This is a genomic window from Oceanisphaera sp. IT1-181 (assembly GCF_033807535.1).
Taxonomy (GTDB): Bacteria; Pseudomonadota; Gammaproteobacteria; order Enterobacterales; family Aeromonadaceae; genus Oceanimonas.
Genome location: NZ_CP136856.1, coordinates 1121298 through 1138640, shown reverse-complemented (window position 1 = coordinate 1138640; position 17343 = coordinate 1121298). Strand labels below are relative to the sequence as shown.

The following is a 17343-nucleotide window of genomic DNA, read 5'->3' as shown; positions in this document are numbered from 1 at the left end:
CCTTTATAACGTCTCGACAGGGTTACTGTCTGGGGGTCGTCAGGTTAAGCCGCCCTTGCGAGCGGCCATTATCTTGCTCATTGCTTAAGGTCTACTGCCCTTTCGCGATTAATTCTACACTGCCCGCTTTAACAACATGGACTTAATATTACCGATGGCCTTGCTGGGGTTTAAGCCTTTCGGGCACACATCGGTACAGTTCATGATGGTATGACAGCGGAACACACTAAAGGCATCTTCCATGCCCGATAAGCGCTCTTCAGTACCGGTATCACGGCTGTCAGACAACCAACGATAGGCGGCCAATAAGCCGGCGGGGCCAATAAACTTGTCGGGGTTCCACCAAAATGACGGACAGGCGGTCGAGCAACAAGCGCACAGAATACACTCGTACAGACCGTCCAGCTTTTCTCGCTCGGCAGGGCTTTGTAAATGCTCGCGGGCGGGTGGCAGCTTTTCATCGGCGATAAGAAACGGCTTAATTTTTTCCCACTGAGTGTAAAACTGGGTTAAGTCGATAACCAAGTCGCGTACCACAGGGAGTCCGGGCAGCGGGCGTACCACTATCTTGTTACCTTGCTTAAGCAAAGTAGACAAGGGCGTGATACAGGCTAAGCCGTTCTTGCCGTTCATGTTCATGCCATCTGAGCCACACACGCCTTCACGGCAGGAGCGGCGAAACGACAAGCTGGGATCTTGTTCTTTTAATGCCAACAGCGCATCCAACACCATCATGTCGGAACCTTCAGCCACTTCCAGCTGATAGTCTTTCATATACGGCTTAGCATCTGTTTCTGGGTTATAACGGTAAACCGAAATAGTGACTTGCATCTTGCTCCCCTCTCTTAGTAAGTCCGCGCTTTGGGTTCAAACGCTTCACGGTGATTGGGTGACAAGTTCACCGGTCTGGTGCTCATCGACTCAGTAATTGGGCTGTACAAGGAATGGCATAACCAGTTCGCATCATCCCGGTCCGGATAGTCGAAGCGTGAGTGCGCGCCGCGACTTTCGGTACGGAAATTCGCCGCAACCGCCGTGGCAATGGCGGTTTCCAGTAGGTTATCTAATTCCAAACACTCAATACGCTGAGTATTGAAATCAGAGCTGGTGTCATCCAAACGCGCATTGTTTAACCGCTCGCGGATTTTCTTCAGCTGCGCCAAGCCCTCGGCCATGGCCGCACCTTCACGGAACACAGAAAAATTATGCTGCATGCACTCTTGCAAGTCTTTCTTAATTTGCACTGGATCTTCGCCGTCGCGGTTATTTTCCCAACGGTTATAACGGGCCATGGCGGCTTGAATGTCGGCCTCGGTGGCGTCTTTCACATCATCCAGCTCTTGCAGTGCTTCCACTAGGTGGCGACCCACGGCACGACCAAACACCACTAAGTCCAGCAGTGAGTTACCGCCTAAGCGGTTAGCGCCGTGTACCGACACACAGGCCACTTCGCCAACGGCAAATAAGCCTTTAACGTGCGACTCATTACCTTCGCCGTCCACGGTAATCGCCTGACCATTTACGTTGGTCGGCACGCCGCCCATCATGTAATGACAGGTCGGGATCACTGGGATTGGCTCAAACACCGGATCCACGTGCGCAAAGGTACGGGCCAGTTCACAAATGCCCGGCAAACGTGACTCCAGTACATCTTTGCCTAAGTGATCGAGTTTTAGCTTCAAGTGCGGGCCCCAAGGACCATCACAGCCCCGGCCTTCACGAATTTCAATCATCATAGAGCGCGCAACGACGTCGCGGCTGGCCAAGTCTTTGGCGTTGGGCGCATAACGCTCCATAAAGCGCTCGCCATCTTTATTGAGCAGATAACCGCCTTCACCACGACAGCCTTCGGTGACCAGCGTACCCGCACCGGCGATACCTGTGGGGTGGAACTGCCACATTTCCATGTCTTGCAAGGGCACACCGGCGCGCACTGCCATGCCAATACCGTCACCGGTATTAATGTGTGCATTGGTGGTGGACTGATAGATACGCCCTGCACCGCCGGTGGCTAAAATGGTGGCCTTGGCTTTAAAGTACACCAGCTCGCCAGTTTCGATATCGATGGCGGTACAACCCACCACATCGCCGTCGGCGTTTTTCACCAGATCCAGCGCATACCACTCAGAGAAAACCGTTGTCTTATGCTTAACGTTTTGCTGGTAAAGCGTGTGCAACAGCGCGTGACCGGTACGGTCAGAGGCTGCGGCTGTGCGCGCGGCTTGTTCGCCACCAAAATTCAGTGACTGGCCGCCGAAGGGACGCTGATAAATTTTACCGTTGTCGAGGCGAGAAAAGGGCAAGCCCATTTTTTCTAGCTCAAGCACGGCTTCAGGGCCGCTTTGGCACATAAATTCAATGGCGTCTTGGTCACCGATAAAATCGGAGCCCTTTACGGTGTCGTACATGTGCCATTCCCAGTTATCTTCATGGGTATTGCCCAGAGCAACAGTAATGCCACCCTGCGCCGACACAGTATGAGAGCGGGTTGGGAACACTTTCGATAACAGTGCACAACTTTTCCCCGACTCGGCTATTTGCAAGGCGGCGCGCATGCCGGCACCACCTGCGCCGATAACCACGGCATCAAATTCGCGAATGGTAATAGTCAACTTATACACCCCACAGTACGACAATTCCGGTCAGTACATAAACCAGCAGTAACACCACTACTCCAAACTGTGCCACGCCACGCAACAGCGCGCATTTCACATAATCGGAGAGCACCTGCCAGGCACCTATCCAAGCGTGAATTAACACGCTTAACAGGGCCAATAGCGTAAACACCTTAGTCGAGGTTTGGGCAAAAAAGCCCTGCCAGACATCATAAGTAATGTCATTAAAGGCAATAAACCCCACCAAATAGAGGGTGTATAAAGTCATGATAACCGCAGTTACACGCAACAAAATGAAGTCGTGTACGCCATTGCGGCCAATGCTTGCCGTATTCGTTACCATACCATTATCCCCGCTAGCACTGACAACACTGCCGTTACGCCCAATGCCACTTTGGCACTGAGTGCACCTGACTCCAGGTTTTCGCCGTAGCCTGCGTCCATAATGAGGTGGCGAATGCCGCCCACTATGTGATAAGCCAACGCCGTCAGAATACCCCACAGGATAAACCAGACGAAAAAGCCGTCTAATATATCCACGACTTCCAGAAATCCAGTCTCTGACGAGAGCGAAGACTTAAGCAGCCACAATAGGATAGCGAGTGAAAATAAGGTGATAACGCCGGAAACCCGGTGCAGAATTGATGCGATTGCAGCGACAGGTTGGCGTATAGTCCGTAGATCGAGGTTTACAGGTCTCTGTTTTTTAGTCACGGTCTGCCCACTTGGCTCCATTGAGCTCGTTAGTTATTGTTGTAATAGACACAGCCCAGATACACGAAATGAGAACGCTACGTACGTTTTGGCTAATAACAAATTACGCTTGAGCATTATTTGTCCGCCTCATCGCAGGTCAACTTCTCACTACTGCCTCATATATCCTCGTGGGCCAGTATATGAAGCGCAATTTGTAATTACAACGAAGGCCTTGATCCAATTGCTAAATCTGTAAAGCCGATCGCACAACGAACCGAGGCAAATACAAGGATGTACGGCTGAATTGACATTGACTGTTAATTCTGTTTTCAATATGCGCGCACCGAAGGACGCATTAGTAGTTAAACATCTACCCAAACTATGTAAAAATGCTTACCTGCGGACCTATTATAAAATTATAAAAAAGCGAAGGAGACGTGCTATGGCTGACCAAAAGGCCACTCTGCATTTGCCCGGCAAAGAAGCGATTGAGCTTCCTATTGCCTCAGGCACTGCTGGTTATGATGTGATCGATATCAGCACACTAGGCTCACATGGCTACTTTACCTACGACCCTGGTTTTATGGCAACGGCATCCTGCCAGTCCGAAATTACCTACATAGACGGTGATTTGGGTATCTTGCTGTACCGCGGTTACCCTATCGAGCAGTTGGCGAAAGACGCCAACTATCTCGAAGTATGCTACTTGCTGTTGTACGGAGAAGCGCCCACTGCCAAGCAGTTTGAAGAGTTTCAACGTGTCATTATGCGCCACACCATGGTGCATGAGCAGCTGTCATCCTTCTTCAAGGGCTACCGTCGCGACGCACACCCGATGGCGATTGTATGTGGCGTGATTGCCGGTTTATCCGCGTTTTACCATGACCCTATGGATATTACCGATCAATCGCATCGGGAAACTGCCGCGCATCGCATGATCGCTAAGTTGCCGACCATAGCAGCCATGGCCTATAAATATTCGGTCGGCCAGCCCTTCGTTTACCCGCGTAACGATTTAAGCTACGCCGGAAACTTCTTGCAAATGATGTTTGCAATACCTTGCGAAGACTACAAGGTGAACCCGATTGTTGAGCGCGCCATGGACCGCATCTTTACGTTGCATGCGGATCATGAACAAAACGCTTCTACCTCGACTGTGCGCCTAGCCGGCTCCAGTGGTGCCAATCCGTTTGCTTGTATTGCTGCAGGTATTGCCTCCTTGTGGGGGCCTGCTCACGGCGGCGCTAACGAAGCCTGCTTGAGTATGCTCGAAGAGATTGGCTCAGTAGATCGTATTCCTGAGTTTATCGAACGCGCCAAAGACAAAGATGATCCGTTCCGCTTAATGGGCTTTGGTCACCGGGTGTATAAGAACTTTGACCCCCGCGCCACCGTAATGCGTGACACTTGTCATGAAGTGTTAGACGATCTTAAAGTTGAAGATCCACTGTTAGACGTAGCTATGGAGTTGGAGCGTATTGCGCTGTCTGACCCTTACTTCGTGGAACGTAAACTGTATCCGAACGTGGACTTCTACTCGGGCATAGTGCTGAAAGCGGTTGGCATTCCAAGCAGTATGTTTACCGTGATCTTCGCCCTGTCTCGTACCGTAGGCTGGATGTCGCACTGGAATGAGATGATGTCGGACTCGAAGCAAAAAATCGGCCGTCCGCGCCAGCTCTACACAGGTGCCCCTGAGCGCGAGTTTCGTACTCAAGTTAAGAAATAATCTGCATTTTTCTTAACCGCTAGCGCACAACAAGGCCGACAGTAATGTCGGCCTTTTTTATGCCTGAAAGGCGTGAGGCGAAAATATCGGTTTGGTAGAGGCCAGTTTTTCGTAGTAAAACTTTACTAAAAACAAACAGCAGCGAAGACTCTTTACCTAAGAGACGGCCGCCTACAAAAGACAGCTGTCCATGTAGCCGTCAATTTATTCGACGGGCCAGCGTAGCTGGATATTTTACAACCAAGAGCGAGATACCGGAGCGAGCCCGGTACGACGGCAGAGCCAGATATGACACCAGCACAAACAAAAACACCGAGCCTATTACGGGCTCGGTGTTTTATTTTCAGCTGGGTGCTTGGTTTATAGTTTTGCTACACAAAACCGGCCGAATAAATTGGCCTCTACCAGCCGCTGGCTATAGTTTACGCTTTTTCTACGCTAGAAAATTCGTTCATCAGCTCGCCGGCTTTGTCGACCATGTTAACAGAGCCTACGAAGTACGGGGTGCGCTGGTGTAATTCGGTCGGCTTGATTTCCATGATGCGACGGAAACCATCGGTGGCTTTACCACCGGCTTGCTCGGCCATAAAGGCCAGCGGGTTGCACTCATACAACAAACGTAACTTACCGTTGGGCGAGTTGGTGCCAGACGGGTAAATGTAGATGCCACCTTTGAGCATGTTGCGGTGAAAGTCAGACACTAAAGAGCCAATGTAGCGTGAGCTATATGGGCGCTGCGTGGCGTCGTCTTTTTCTTGGCAATACTTCAGGTACTTCTTCACGCCTTCTGGGAAGCGGATGTAGTTACCTTCGTTAATGGAGTAAATATAACCCTGCTCAGGAATACGAATGTTCTCGTGAGACAAGCAAAACGAGCCCAAGGTGGGGTCGTAGGTAAAGCCGTGCACGCCGTTACCCGTGGTGTACACCAACATGGTAGAAGAGCCATAAACCACGTAGCCGGCGGCCACTTGGTTGATGCCAGGCTGCAGGAAGTCATCCATGGAGACCGGCTGGCCCGCTTCGGTCACGCGACGATAGATAGAGAAGATAGTACCCACAGACACGTTCACGTCGATGTTTGAAGAACCATCGAGCGGATCCATCAATACGATGTACTTGGCGTTGCATTGGCGCTCATCATCAAAAGCCACGTAGTGGTCTTCTTCTTCTGAGGCAATACCACACACTTCGCCACGGGCTTCGAGGGCGGCTTTAAACATGTCGTTGGCGAACACATCTAATTTTTGCTGCACTTCACCCTGTACGTTTTCGCTATTGTTGCTGCCACCAATAATGTCGGTGACCAAACCGGCGCGGTTAATTTCGCGGTTCACTATCTTGGCGGCGCGGCGGATAGACGATAGTAGCGACGACAATTCGCCACTGGCGCTGGGGTAGTCAGCTTGGTTCTTAATGATGTATTCACCCAGGGTAATCATAATATTCCTCAAAGATTTTGATGTGACGTTTAATCGTCATAACAGCGGGGTGAAATACCCCTTTCATTTTTATTACAGATTTTTACAGAATTCGTTAATACAGAAGATGTCACTTTTAGCGCGTTAGCCGACTAGTGCCGCTAATTGCCGGCGTACGGCCTCTAAGTCTGCGGGGGTATCCACACCCGGTTGCGGCCGCTCACAGGCATCCGCAATGGCAATTGACTCCCCATGCCACAATACTCTGAGCTGTTCGAGTTTCTCTAATTGCTCAAGCGGGCTGATGGGCAACGCTAAATAACGGCGGATAAACCCGGCTCTATAGGCATAAATACCAATATGGCGGCGACAATGACTGAGATCCGGCGCGCCATTGGCCATGCCGTCGCGGTCAAAGGGCAGCATGGAGCGACTAAAGTACAAGGCAAGTCCTTGGGCACTTTGCACCACTTTCACCACGTTGGGGTCTTGTAGCTCGTCTAGCGAGTCGATAGCCGTGGCCAAAGTAGCCATGGGTGCTGGGCTAGCCGCCAATAAATTGGCCACTTGATCCACCAGTGCGGGCGGCAGCAAGGGCTCGTCACCTTGCACGTTGACCACAATATCGTCGGCGCTCAAGCCTAATAACTCGACCACTTCGGCTAAGCGTTCGGTGCCGGAGTCATGGTGGGGGCTGGTTAAGCACACCTCAACGCCGCAGGGACGCAGCGCATCAAGAATGCGTACATCGTCGGTGGCCACCACCACTCTTAGTGCACTGCTTTTTTGTGCCTGCTCGACTACCCATTGGATCATGGGTTTGCCATGAATATCGGCCAGCGGTTTACCCGGCAAGCGGGTCGAGCTAAATCGAGCCGGAATCACCACCACAAAGCTCATGCGGGCAGCTCATCTAGGCTTAATTTACGGGCTTTATTTTCCAGCAATACCGGAATATCTTCGGTAATGGGATAAGCCAAGCGATCAAAACGACACACTAATTCATTGTGGGCTCGGTCTAACTGCAGTTTTCCTTTGCAGATAGGGCAAGCAATAATTTCCACCAATTTTGCATCAATCGCCATGGTGTAGCTCCTTAAGTCGAGTTAAAAGCAGGTGTTCAAAAGCCAGCGGCAACTGCGCATCTACCGGCACATACCACGTATTGTCGTGCCCCCCTGGCCATTTCACCGCGTCTTTTTCGGTGATCAGCAAAGGGGCAGATTGTAATGAATGCAGCTGGCTGTTGGCCACGGCTTGGTGGTCGCCCAGCGCCACGCACTGCTCTAGTGTAAAGCCCAACTGCTCTAACATGTTAAAAAATCGTGGTGGATGGCCAATGCCCGCCAAGGCATGCACCCGATTCGGTGGCCTGGGTGTAGCATGATCAGCTGAGCTAACTGGCACTAGCGCGCCTGGCGCCAGCGTCATTAAAAATTCATGCTCATGAGTCGGACCACCGTTGTTAATAATGGCGTCCACCTGATTTAAGCGCCATTTGCGCTCGCGCAGCGGCCCCATGGGTAATAAATGGCCATTGCCAAAACGACGCTTGCCGTCCACTACCACCAGCTCAATATCGCGGGCCAAAGCATAGTGCTGCAGGCCATCGTCGCTGATAATAATATCCACGCCACAACTCACCAATAAGGCTGCCGCATCGCCCCGCTTGGGGTTCACAACCAACGGGCAGCCGGTGCGCTTAACAATCAATATCGGCTCATCACCGGCGGCGCTTGCGGGAGTATCGGCTTGCACCAACAGCGGATAATGCTCGCTCTTGCCGCCATAACCGCGACTGATCACGCCCGGATTATACCCTTGTGCGCGCAACCAATGCACCAGCCAGACCACGACCGGTGTTTTACCGTTGCCGCCAACACTTAAGTTGCCGACCACAATCACAGGCACAGGCGCGCGATACACAGGCTTAAGACCAAGCTTAAATAAGGCACGGCGTAGTGAGCTTATCAGCGCAAACAGCACACTTAAGGGTGCTAGCAGCCACAACCACCAAGCGCCCTTATACCAAGCGCTGCTTAGTCCTTCACCTTTAGACTCGGCGCTGCTATTGCTCGCCATATTGAATACTTCTTAGCTGTGCATACACGCCTTGCTGGGCCATCAGCTCCGCATGAGCGCCCCGCTCCACCACGCGACCTTCGTCTATCACCAAGATTTCATCGGCGCTTTCTATGGTCGATAAACGGTGGGCGATGACGATGGCGGTTCTGTCTTTGCGCAATTCATCCAAGGCCGCCTGAATATGGCGCTCAGATTCGGTGTCCAGCGCCGAAGTGGCTTCGTCCAAGATCAGTAACGGCGCATTGCGCAACAAAGCGCGCGCAATGGCGATACGCTGGCGTTGGCCGCCGGATAAGCTAGCGCCATTTTCACCAATCACGGTGTCGTAGCCTTGGGGAAGCTTAGTGATAAATTCATCTGCATAGGCCACTTTGGCCGCGGCTATCACTTGTTCACGGCTGTATTCACCTTCTGCCGCGTAGGCAATGTTGTTGGCGATGCTGTCGTTAAATAAATGCACCTGTTGCGAGACCAGCGCAAACTGGCGGCGCAAGTCGCTTAACTTGTATTCACGCAGATCCACGCCATCGAGCAGTATTTCGCCCTGACTAATATCATAAAAACGCGTTAATAAGCCGGCGATGGTGCTTTTACCTGAGCCAGAACGGCCTACTAGCGCGATAGTTTTGCCGGGGGTCAGGCTAAAGCTGACATCTTTTAGGGCCGGCGCTTCTTTGGTGGGATAAGTAAAACTCACGCCAGAAAATTCCAGATTGCCGGTGGCGCGCGTTAAGCTGCGCGTGCCGGTATCTGTCTCGCCGTCAGCGTCAAGCAAACCAAACAAGCTTTGGCTGGCGGCGATGCCCCGTTGATAAGAGGAGTTAAGTTGGGTCAGGCTCTTTAATGGGCGCATCAGCATTAACATGGCGCCTAATACCGCAATAAAAGTACCGGGGGTAATGTTGTCTTGCATACCATCAACATTGGCCATAAAGACCAAGGCTGCCAAGGCGGTAGAAGCTATTAATTGTACCAAAGAGGTGCCGGTGGCATCGGTGGCCACCATCTTCATGTTTTGCTGGCGCACCGCATTACTGACCCCATGAAAGCGATCTGCTTCCACTTTTTGGCCATTAAACATCAATACTTCTTTATGGCCTTTGAGCATTTGCTCGGTACTGCTGGTGATATTACCCATGGCATCTTGCATGCCACGGCTTAAGCGGCGAAAGCGCCGACTGATAATGGCGATCATCACGCCGACTATCGGCCCCACGATAAAAAACACCAGTGACAACTGCCAAGAGTAGTAAAACATCATGGCAAGCAAGCCAATCACGGTGGCGCCCTCACGCACTAAAGTTACCAAGGTAGAGCTGGCCGCAGAAGACACTTGCGAAGCGTCATACGTCACTTTAGATAATAAGTTACCGCTGTTGTGGCGATCAAAAAAGGCCACTGGCATGGCCATTAACTTGCCAAACACCTGTTGCTGCAAGGAGAGCACCACATGGTTACCTACCCAGGCCATGCAAAAGCTGGACATAAAAGAAAACAGACCTTGGAGAAAAAACATGCCCAAGATAAAAAACGGCATCATCTTTAAGAAGGCGGGATCTTGACCGGTGAGGCCATCGTCAATCAGCGGTTTTACGGCAGAAATAAAGGCGGTATTCACGGCGGCATAACCCACCATGCCAATAACGGCCATCAACAAACCGAGTTTGCGCTCCTTTACATAACCCAATAATCGCTTAAGCACCGGCCATGAAGAAATATGTGCATCTTGGGACATAAGGTCTCTACCTTGAAAAACAAGCGGCTATTCTAACGGTTTAGTGTGCTGCAACCAAGTATTGAGCCGATCATACCAAGCACCGGGTCGCTGATGCTGCACTAAACGCCAGTGTTCGCCCTCTGCCACTAGGTGCACCATGCCTACTTCTCCGGTCGTAATTTGCGGCACTTTTTGACTCTCAAAGCGCGCCAGCACCTCACTTGAGGGAAAACCCCACCGATTACCAAAGCCTGCGGTATGCACCACCCAATCAGGGTTCACGGCCTGATTAAACGCCAAGGTGGAGGAGCTATTACTACCGTGATGAGGGCTAAGCAATAGCTCGGCCTGCACGTTTTGTTGGGTCGCCAACAAGCCTTGCTCCGCTTTGGCTTCAATATCGCCGGTTAATAATACCGATATCCGACCATCGGTAATGTGCAGTACGCAGGAGTCATTATTGCTGTGGCCGCTTAAGTTCACCGGCCATAACACCCTTAACTTAAGCTCACCCCAGCGTGCTTTTTGGCCAGCCCGACACTGTTGGCCCGCAGGCCAAGCGCCCCAACGCTGGCCAATGGGCAAGGTGCGGGCTAAATAATCGCGATTACCACTGTGATCTTGGTCGTTGTGGCTGATCACCACATAATCAAGCTGACTAATCCCTAAATGACGCAGCAGCGGTAAAATCACCGCATCCGCCATATTAAAGCCCGAAGGAAAGCGATTGCCCGTGTCATAAAGCAACGCCCGCGTACCTTGGCTCACCAATACCGTCAAGCCCTGCCCCACATCCAGCACTCGTACTTCCCATTTAGGTTGAGGTAACAACCATAACGCCAGCAGACTGGCGGGCAATAAACTTAGGCTGCGCGCTTTCGGTAACAACAACAGCGGCAACAGTAACAAGCCAAAGCCCAGTGCTAATTGCGGTGCCGATAGCCATACCCAAGGTGATGCCAACTCATTAAGGCCGTGCAGCCCAGCCATCAAGCCATTAAACAACGTATCTAATAGCTTAAACACGCCTTGAGATAAGATGGGTGCCGGCCATAACAATAAACAGGCCAGCAGCAACAACGGGATCAGCACTAAGGTAAACAGCGGGATCAAAACTAAGTTCGCAGGCAGCGATAACCAACTTAAGCCACCAAATAGCAACATCACCAAGGGCAGCAATAACACCGTTAAGCCCAACTGCAAGCGCCACAGGCTAGCGCGCTTTTGCCAGCCCGCAAGCAAGAGTAAGGCGGCCACCGCCAGCACCGACAACCAAAACCCGTGATTGAGCGCCAGCCATGGCTTGGCTGCTAATAACAAGCTAGCGGTCAGTAATAAAATGCGCCGACCACCCCAAAAACGCCCCCAGCCCATAATACTTAGCCACAAGAGCAGCATCATCAACGCCCGCTGAGTGGGCACCGAAAAGCCCGCCAACCATGCGTAAGCCAAGGCCAAGCCCAACGCTAACAGCACACCGTAGTGTCTGTGCCCCGTCAAGCTCCCCAGTACTCTCCCCAGTAATAAGCCTAAACCGGCCACTAATCCTATATGCAAGCCAGAAATGGCAAATAGATGACTGATGCCTAAGCCTCTGAGCATGGCCCAGTCGTTCATCTGTAAACCGCTTTTATCGCCGACACTGAGCGCCAAAATCCACGCTTGCGCCTTCAAGCCTTGGGTGTGTTGTTGCAAGGCCATCACCCAGCGCGCTCGACGATTCAGGGTAATAGGGGTGAAGGTAGGTGTGATCTTGAGCAAACTGCTCACATTGGCCTGCGCCGTTATGCCTTGTCCTAACAGCCAACGACTGCGGTTAAAGGTGCCCGGATTATGTAAACCATGGGGCAAACGCAACTGAGTAATAGTCTGTAAAGACTGGCCCACTTGAGGCGGTGGGTGCTCGCTTTGCCAGCTTAGCAACAGGCGCGGTTCTGGGGAAAGTGCTTGACCATTGAGGTGGCTGAGCCTGACAATCAATTTACTACTTGTATTACTATGTTTACGACCATGTGATTGCACCGCTTCAACTTGGGCGGCAATGATTTGCGTACGTTCAAACAAAGTGGGATATTGCAGCCAACTTAATTGCCAATGGCTATAACAGAGCGCCCACACAAAGCCGAGCAATAAACAAGCCAGCATCGGCCTTCGCCGCCAGCTTATTAGACTTAAGCAGGCCAGCGGCATCCAATTGTCCCAGCTCGGGAGCCAAGGCCAGATAATGATGCTTGATACGCCTAAGCAAAATGAAAAAAGTCGCTTATCCATCAGGTAAGTATTGCGGACTTAATATAAATGCCAAAAAAGCTGTTAAAACGCCTGATGCCAGATCCGGGCACCATTAAAAATAATAAACATTTAAGGTTGTTAGGGAGTCGGCTACACGACAATAACTTATGGCACCTTAATCGTCATTCAGCCGCCGGCGCCTTTGCCGTGGGGCTGTTTTGTGCTTGGATGCCCATCCCGTTTCAAATGGTAGTGGCGGCCATGCTGGCCATGTTCTTTAGGGTCAACTTACCGCTCTCTGCGGCTTTGGTGTGGCTGACGAATCCGCTGACCATGGGCCCAATGTTTTACTTTGCTTATCGTCTTGGCTCATTTTTACTCAATCGCCCCCACCACTATAAACACTTTGAACTTAGCCTCGCCTGGCTCAGCAGTGCCATGTCTTCAGTGGCGCCGCCATTTTTACTCGGCTGTTTGGTGATGGCGGTGGTGAGTGCTGCTATCGGCTACATGGTGATCCACGGTTTGTGGCGTTGGAACATCGCTAAACGCTGGAAACGCAGAAGGCCTCGCCAATAATGTTGGGAAATATCTTATGTTAAGAAACCAAGAGTGTTAGGGAACCCGTCATGTTAGGTAAATGGCTACGCTCCAAAATGCCCAGCCAAGCGACGTTACGTAACAATAAGCTGTTAGGGCTATTTGGCGAACGGCTGCTGGAACCCGACTATTGGCATCACAACCGCCATTCTTCGGCCATTGCCATGGCGGCCGGCTTATTCGCCGTGTGGCTTCCCCTGCCGTTGCACTCTTTTATCGCCATTGGCTTGGCATTGGCACTGCGTGGTTACTTGCCACTGGCCATCGCCGTGGTGTGGCTCAGTAATCCGCTCACCATAGCGCCCATGATGTACGGCGCTTATCAGTTAGGTGTGCGTATGCTGGGCTTACCGGTGCGCGATTTTACAAATTTGTTAGAACATGATTTTTGGGGCATAGCCCCACCGCTACTGACCGGCGCCTTCACGCTGGCCGTGATCTCCGCACTGGCCGGTTGGTTACTCACCCGCCTCTACTGGCGCTGCAAAATCATCCGCGCTTGGCAAGCGAGGCACAGATAAGCGCTAAGAAAGCTGGAAGTTAAAGAAGAAACTCCGAATCCCGTAGCCGCCAATTTATTCGGCGGTCCTGCGAAGCAGGATGATTAAGTTGTTGAACTTATGGTTTACTACTTTCTTTCAAACGTCCACCTGATGAAAATCAGACAAGATACTGCTTCTGTAGACCCCCTGTTTTATGTAATGAGTATTCGGCGCGACTTGGCCTTATTGGTAACAAGATAATTTTATTCAAAAGCAAAACCCTGCCGAATAAATTGGCAGCTACAAGGTCAAAACCAAATACAGCACGTACAACGTAAGATGGTGTTTTTGTAGGCGAACACTTGTTCTCGCATTATGCCGCAGGCGTAAATCATTTAGCCATAAAAAAGCCCCATTCCGAGAATGGGGCTTTTTGGTTTGGTTTGGTGCTGATTTGTTCTTATGTCTTTCTGATGGCTGACAGCTTAACGCTGGCCGCTGTGTCTTAGGCTTCTCCCAGCAATTGCCTTGGTAGCAACTTACCGGCGCGCCAAGCGGGATAAATAGTGGCGATAAAAATCAGCGTCAAGGCCGAGCCCGTTACCAACCATAAGTCCGCCCAGTGAAACTCGGTAGGGATAAAGTCGATAAAATAGATATCTGGGTTTAAGAATCTGTGCCCCGTTATTTTCTCAATTCCGCCGACGATTTCCGATAGCCGCGTGGCCAGCAATAAGCCCACTAGCCCGCCGAGCAGCACACCTGTGATGCCGTTGAGCATGCCTTGCACCACAAAGGCGCCGCGAATTTGCCACGGACCCGCGCCCATGGTTTTTAAGATGGCGATGTCGCCCTTCTTCTCGTTAACCGCCATCACCAAGGTCGAGACGATATTAAAACTGGCCACCGCCATTACCAGCAGCAACACCACTATCATCAGGGTGCGCACCAGCTGAATATCGTGATAAATATTACCTTGGCTTTCCATCCAGCTGCTGACATAAAACGCCACCGGCAGGCCCATGGCCGCATACATGGTGATTTTATCCGCCGCTAACACTTCATCTACCCGGATATGAAAACCCATCACCGTATCATCCAGCTCCAGCAGCTGTTGCGCATCTTGTAGATGGGTATAACCCAGCACGCTGTCCAGTTGGCCGCCTAAACTCAGCACCGCTTGCAGGGTAAAACTATGGCGTTTGGGCGAAGCAAAGCCATCACCACCGGGAGCTGGCAGCAATAACGACACTGCATCGCCGACCTTGAGCCCTAATTGATCAACAATAGTTTTACCTAGCACCAAGCCGCGCTCACCGGGTTTAAGCACGGTTAAGCTGGCACCATCTAAATAAGGTGCCAAAGTGGAAACTTGCGCTTCAAGCGTGGGATCTACCCCTTGAATGCGCACCGCTTTAAGCTTGGCGCCGCGGCTTAATAAGCCTTCTAACGGCACAAATGGCGACACCGCCACTATGCCAGTGGCATTGCCCAGTTGTTCGGCAATGGGCTGCCAATCGGTTACCGGCTCCTTGGCCGTTACTAACTGGCCGTGGGGGATCACCGATAAAATGCGATTCTCCAGCTCGCGCTCAAAGCCATTCATGGCCGACAAGCCTAAGATAAGCGCGCTCACCCCAATGGCGATGCCCAAAATGGACGCCACCGAAATAAAAGAGATAAAGCGATTGCGACGTTTAGCACGGCTAAAGCGCCAGCCCCAAAACACACTTAACGGACGAAACATTAAGCTTGCTCCTGCTGTGAAATCAGTTTGGCCACTACCAATTGGTCTTTAGTGCGCAACAAGCCTTCATTCGCCCAGCGCCCGTCCACTAACTGGCCATCCACTAAGCGACCGTCTATCAGCTGACATTGGCGATCCAAACGTGCCGCCAAGCCTAAATCGTGGGTCACTACCACCAGACCGGTGCCCAACTCGCTTTGCAACTCAGACAATAAGGCAAACACCTCAGAGGCACTGTGTGCGTCCAAGTTACCGGTGGGCTCATCCGCCAACACCAAGCGCGGCTTATTCACCAAGGCGCGGGCTATGGCTACTCGTTGGCGCTCACCGCCGGATAACGCGGAGGGTCTGTGCTCAAGACGATGGCCTAAACCCACGCGCTTCAGTAGTTTTTCCGCTTCCGCTTTGGCTTCACTTACCGGTCGGCCGGCAATCAACAGCGGCATGGCAGCGTTTTCTAATGCGCTAAATTCGCCCAACAGATGATGAAACTGATAGATAAAGCCCATGTGCTGATTACGAAACCGCGCTTGAGCACGGCTGCGCATCTGGTGCAGATCATCACCGTCAATCAATACTCGCCCACTAGTAGGCGCGTCTAAACTGCCCAGCAAATGCAATAAGGTACTCTTGCCCGAGCCCGAGCTGCCGACCACCGCCAAGCTTTCGCCTTTGGCTAGCTGCAAGCTCACGCCATCTAAAATGGTGATGGGCTCGGCGCCGTCTAAATGAGTTTTGGTTAAATTTTCAACCACTAATAGGGGGTTATTCATAACGCAACGCCTCGGCAGGATGAACGCGTGATGCTCGCCACGCCGGATACAGGCTGGCCAACACGCAAAGAATTAAAGTAGAAAACAAAACGGTAATCAGCTGGGTCGGTAATAACAGCACGGGTAGCTGGCTGCCCCCCGCGGCACCGTAAAAATTAATGCCCAACACATTGAGCACGGCATCTAGGTTGAGGCTCACCAACACGCCTAGGCCAAAGCCCAATAGGCTGCCCAACACGCCACTAAAGCCACCTTGGATCATAAACACCGTCATAATGCGCTCGCGACTAAGACCTAACGTTTGCAGCATGGCGATTTCCGCTTCTTTATCGGTCACCACCATCACCATGGCCGACAAAATATTAAAGGCTGCCACCAATACGATCAGCGCCAGCATTAGGCTCATTAAGCGTTTTTCCATGGCTACCGCTTGAAATAACTCGCCACGGCTGTGCTGCCAGGTTTCATATTCAAGCCCATCGGGCAGCGCTGGTAAGGCCGATAACGCAAAGGGGTCGTCTAACCACAAACGCAAGCCTGATGCTTGATTGGGTGCGTAGCGCAATAAACGGTTGGCATCTTCTAAACGAGTGATAATCAGCAGGTTGTCTACATCGGTGCCGGTACTAAAGGTGCCCACCACCGTAAACAAGCGCTGGCTGGGCACGCGACCCAGCGGCGTAAAGCGGCTACCCTCGGTCACGGTTACGCGCACCTGATCGCCCGCTTCAACACCTAATGAATAGGCCACGCCCGCCCCCATCACTAAGCCATAGGGCAAATATTCAAAGTATTCACGGGTGCGCGCATCAATGGTTTGTAAGATGCTGTCTTGCCCATTAGCGGGGTCTATGCCATACATCTCCACGCCCGTTAAATGGCGCGGCCCCTGCACCATGGCTTCGGCGCGAATAAAAGGCGCGCTCGCTAGCACGGTTTTATTGTCAGCAAACAGCGTTTGGTATTGGGCGGGATCCGCCAATTTACCTTGAGCATCTGTCACTACAGCATGGGGGATCACGCTTAACAGCCGGTCTTTAAGCTGTTGTTCAAAGCCGTTCATCACCGCCGACACCACAATCAGTGCGGCCACACCGAGCAAAATACCGATGGTCGAAAAGCCAGATACGAAGGACGCGAAGCTACGTTGGCCTCGTGCGCCTGCATAGCGTAAGCCCAACATTAACGTCAGGGGTTGAAACATGGTCTAATCATCCGTTTTTTAAAGAGTTTTACCTAACCCGCA

The 17343-nt window shown here is 51.8% G+C and carries 16 protein-coding genes; 3 read left to right on the top strand and 13 right to left on the bottom strand.

Annotated features, from left to right (window positions below; translation table 11 throughout):
- Window positions 1–114 precede the first annotated feature (114 nt).
- Genes R0134_RS05285 through sdhC form a run of 4 tightly spaced genes read right to left on the bottom strand, consistent with a single transcriptional unit; the run spans window position 115 to window position 3350 of the window.
- Window positions 115–831 (bottom strand): succinate dehydrogenase iron-sulfur subunit, encoded by a 717-nt coding sequence (locus R0134_RS05285; protein ID WP_087034637.1) that lies wholly within the window; start codon window positions 829–831, stop codon window positions 115–117.
- Window positions 832–845: 14 nt separating this feature from the next.
- Window positions 846–2612, bottom strand: coding sequence for a succinate dehydrogenase flavoprotein subunit (gene sdhA / locus R0134_RS05280; protein WP_319783788.1), 1767 nt, complete (start codon window positions 2610–2612; stop codon window positions 846–848).
- A 1-nt stretch (window position 2613) separates the two neighbouring features.
- A complete protein-coding gene (gene sdhD / locus R0134_RS05275) occupies window positions 2614–2958 on the bottom strand; it encodes a succinate dehydrogenase, hydrophobic membrane anchor protein (protein WP_087034638.1) in 345 nt (114 codons plus the stop codon).
- Window positions 2952–3350 (bottom strand): succinate dehydrogenase cytochrome b556 subunit, encoded by a 399-nt coding sequence (gene sdhC / locus R0134_RS05270; protein ID WP_319783787.1) that lies wholly within the window; start codon window positions 3348–3350, stop codon window positions 2952–2954. The genes sdhD and sdhC overlap by 7 nt, the downstream gene beginning before the upstream one ends.
- 403 nt (window positions 3351–3753) lie before the next feature.
- On the opposite strand from sdhC, the gene R0134_RS05265 reads away from it, so the two are divergent.
- A complete protein-coding gene (locus R0134_RS05265; protein ID WP_319783786.1) occupies window positions 3754–5040 on the top strand; it encodes a citrate synthase in 1287 nt (428 codons plus the stop codon).
- 422 nt (window positions 5041–5462) lie between these two features.
- On the opposite strand, the gene fbp is transcribed toward R0134_RS05265, so the two are convergent.
- The 6 genes from fbp to R0134_RS05235 form a co-directional block, all read right to left on the bottom strand.
- Window positions 5463–6482, bottom strand: coding sequence for a class 1 fructose-bisphosphatase (gene fbp / locus R0134_RS05260; protein ID WP_319783785.1), 1020 nt, complete (start codon window positions 6480–6482; stop codon window positions 5463–5465).
- Window positions 6483–6605: 123 nt separating this feature from the next.
- On the bottom strand, window positions 6606–7361 hold the full coding sequence (gene kdsB / locus R0134_RS05255) for a 3-deoxy-manno-octulosonate cytidylyltransferase (protein ID WP_319783784.1): 756 nt from the start codon (window positions 7359–7361) through the stop codon (window positions 6606–6608).
- Window positions 7358–7546, bottom strand: a complete 189-nt coding sequence (locus R0134_RS05250; RefSeq protein ID WP_087034643.1) for a Trm112 family protein — start codon at window positions 7544–7546, stop codon at window positions 7358–7360. The genes kdsB and R0134_RS05250 overlap by 4 nt, the downstream gene beginning before the upstream one ends.
- On the bottom strand, window positions 7536–8543 hold the full coding sequence (gene lpxK, locus R0134_RS05245; RefSeq protein ID WP_319783783.1) for a tetraacyldisaccharide 4'-kinase: 1008 nt from the start codon (window positions 8541–8543) through the stop codon (window positions 7536–7538). Before lpxK ends, R0134_RS05250 begins: the two co-directional genes overlap by 11 nt.
- A complete protein-coding gene (gene msbA, locus R0134_RS05240) occupies window positions 8530–10281 on the bottom strand; it encodes a lipid A ABC transporter ATP-binding protein/permease MsbA (protein ID WP_319783782.1) in 1752 nt (583 codons plus the stop codon). Before msbA ends, lpxK begins: the two co-directional genes overlap by 14 nt.
- A 27-nt stretch (window positions 10282–10308) precedes the next feature.
- The gene (locus R0134_RS05235) at window positions 10309–12408 is read right to left on the bottom strand and encodes a DNA internalization-related competence protein ComEC/Rec2 (RefSeq protein WP_319783781.1); all 2100 of its coding nucleotides are present in this window, start codon (window positions 12406–12408) and stop codon (window positions 10309–10311) included.
- A gap of 153 nt (window positions 12409–12561) precedes the next feature.
- Between R0134_RS05235 and R0134_RS05230 the strand changes: the two genes are divergently transcribed.
- Both R0134_RS05230 and R0134_RS05225 read left to right on the top strand, forming a co-directional pair.
- Window positions 12562–13074, top strand: a complete 513-nt coding sequence (locus R0134_RS05230; RefSeq protein ID WP_319783780.1) for a DUF2062 domain-containing protein — start codon at window positions 12562–12564, stop codon at window positions 13072–13074.
- Window positions 13075–13124: 50 nt separating this feature from the next.
- On the top strand, window positions 13125–13616 hold the full coding sequence (locus tag R0134_RS05225) for a DUF2062 domain-containing protein (protein WP_319783779.1): 492 nt from the start codon (window positions 13125–13127) through the stop codon (window positions 13614–13616).
- Window positions 13617–14082: 466 nt separating this feature from the next.
- Here the strand turns inward: R0134_RS05225 and lolE are convergent, their stop codons facing one another.
- Genes lolE through R0134_RS05210 form a run of 3 tightly spaced genes read right to left on the bottom strand, consistent with a single transcriptional unit; the run spans window position 14083 to window position 17301 of the window.
- Window positions 14083–15324 (bottom strand): lipoprotein-releasing ABC transporter permease subunit LolE, encoded by a 1242-nt coding sequence (gene lolE / locus R0134_RS05220; RefSeq protein ID WP_319783778.1) that lies wholly within the window; start codon window positions 15322–15324, stop codon window positions 14083–14085.
- Window positions 15324–16097: a lipoprotein-releasing ABC transporter ATP-binding protein LolD gene (lolD, locus tag R0134_RS05215; RefSeq protein ID WP_319783777.1), complete on the bottom strand. Its 774-nt coding sequence runs from the start codon at window positions 16095–16097 to the stop codon at window positions 15324–15326. Before lolD ends, lolE begins: the two co-directional genes overlap by 1 nt.
- Window positions 16090–17301, bottom strand: a complete 1212-nt coding sequence (locus R0134_RS05210; protein WP_319783776.1) for a lipoprotein-releasing ABC transporter permease subunit — start codon at window positions 17299–17301, stop codon at window positions 16090–16092. Before R0134_RS05210 ends, lolD begins: the two co-directional genes overlap by 8 nt.
- Between the last annotated feature and the right edge of the window lie 42 nt (window positions 17302–17343).

What these genes read in the sequence shown, in the direction of transcription:
- R0134_RS05265 (WP_319783786.1), top strand. Translation starts at nt 3,754, where the DNA reads ATGGCTGACCAAAAGGCCACTCTGCATTTGCCCGGCAAAGAAGCGATT.
- msbA (WP_319783782.1), bottom strand. Translation starts at nt 10,281, where the DNA reads ATGTCCCAAGATGCACATATTTCTTCATGGCCGGTGCTTAAGCGATTA.
- R0134_RS05225 (WP_319783779.1), top strand. Translation starts at nt 13,125, where the DNA reads ATGTTAGGTAAATGGCTACGCTCCAAAATGCCCAGCCAAGCGACGTTA.
- lpxK (WP_319783783.1), bottom strand. Translation starts at nt 8,543, where the DNA reads ATGGCGAGCAATAGCAGCGCCGAGTCTAAAGGTGAAGGACTAAGCAGC.
- sdhD (WP_087034638.1), bottom strand. Translation starts at nt 2,958, where the DNA reads ATGGTAACGAATACGGCAAGCATTGGCCGCAATGGCGTACACGACTTC.
- R0134_RS05250 (WP_087034643.1), bottom strand. Translation starts at nt 7,546, where the DNA reads ATGGCGATTGATGCAAAATTGGTGGAAATTATTGCTTGCCCTATCTGC.
- lolE (WP_319783778.1), bottom strand. Translation starts at nt 15,324, where the DNA reads ATGTTTCGTCCGTTAAGTGTGTTTTGGGGCTGGCGCTTTAGCCGTGCT.
- R0134_RS05235 (WP_319783781.1), bottom strand. Translation starts at nt 12,408, where the DNA reads ATGCTGGCTTGTTTATTGCTCGGCTTTGTGTGGGCGCTCTGTTATAGC.
- R0134_RS05230 (WP_319783780.1), top strand. Translation starts at nt 12,562, where the DNA reads ATGCCAAAAAAGCTGTTAAAACGCCTGATGCCAGATCCGGGCACCATT.
- kdsB (WP_319783784.1), bottom strand. Translation starts at nt 7,361, where the DNA reads ATGAGCTTTGTGGTGGTGATTCCGGCTCGATTTAGCTCGACCCGCTTG.
- sdhC (WP_319783787.1), bottom strand. Translation starts at nt 3,350, where the DNA reads ATGGAGCCAAGTGGGCAGACCGTGACTAAAAAACAGAGACCTGTAAAC.
- R0134_RS05210 (WP_319783776.1), bottom strand. Translation starts at nt 17,301, where the DNA reads ATGTTTCAACCCCTGACGTTAATGTTGGGCTTACGCTATGCAGGCGCA.
- fbp (WP_319783785.1), bottom strand. Translation starts at nt 6,482, where the DNA reads ATGATTACCCTGGGTGAATACATCATTAAGAACCAAGCTGACTACCCC.
- lolD (WP_319783777.1), bottom strand. Translation starts at nt 16,097, where the DNA reads ATGAATAACCCCCTATTAGTGGTTGAAAATTTAACCAAAACTCATTTA.
- R0134_RS05285 (WP_087034637.1), bottom strand. Translation starts at nt 831, where the DNA reads ATGCAAGTCACTATTTCGGTTTACCGTTATAACCCAGAAACAGATGCT.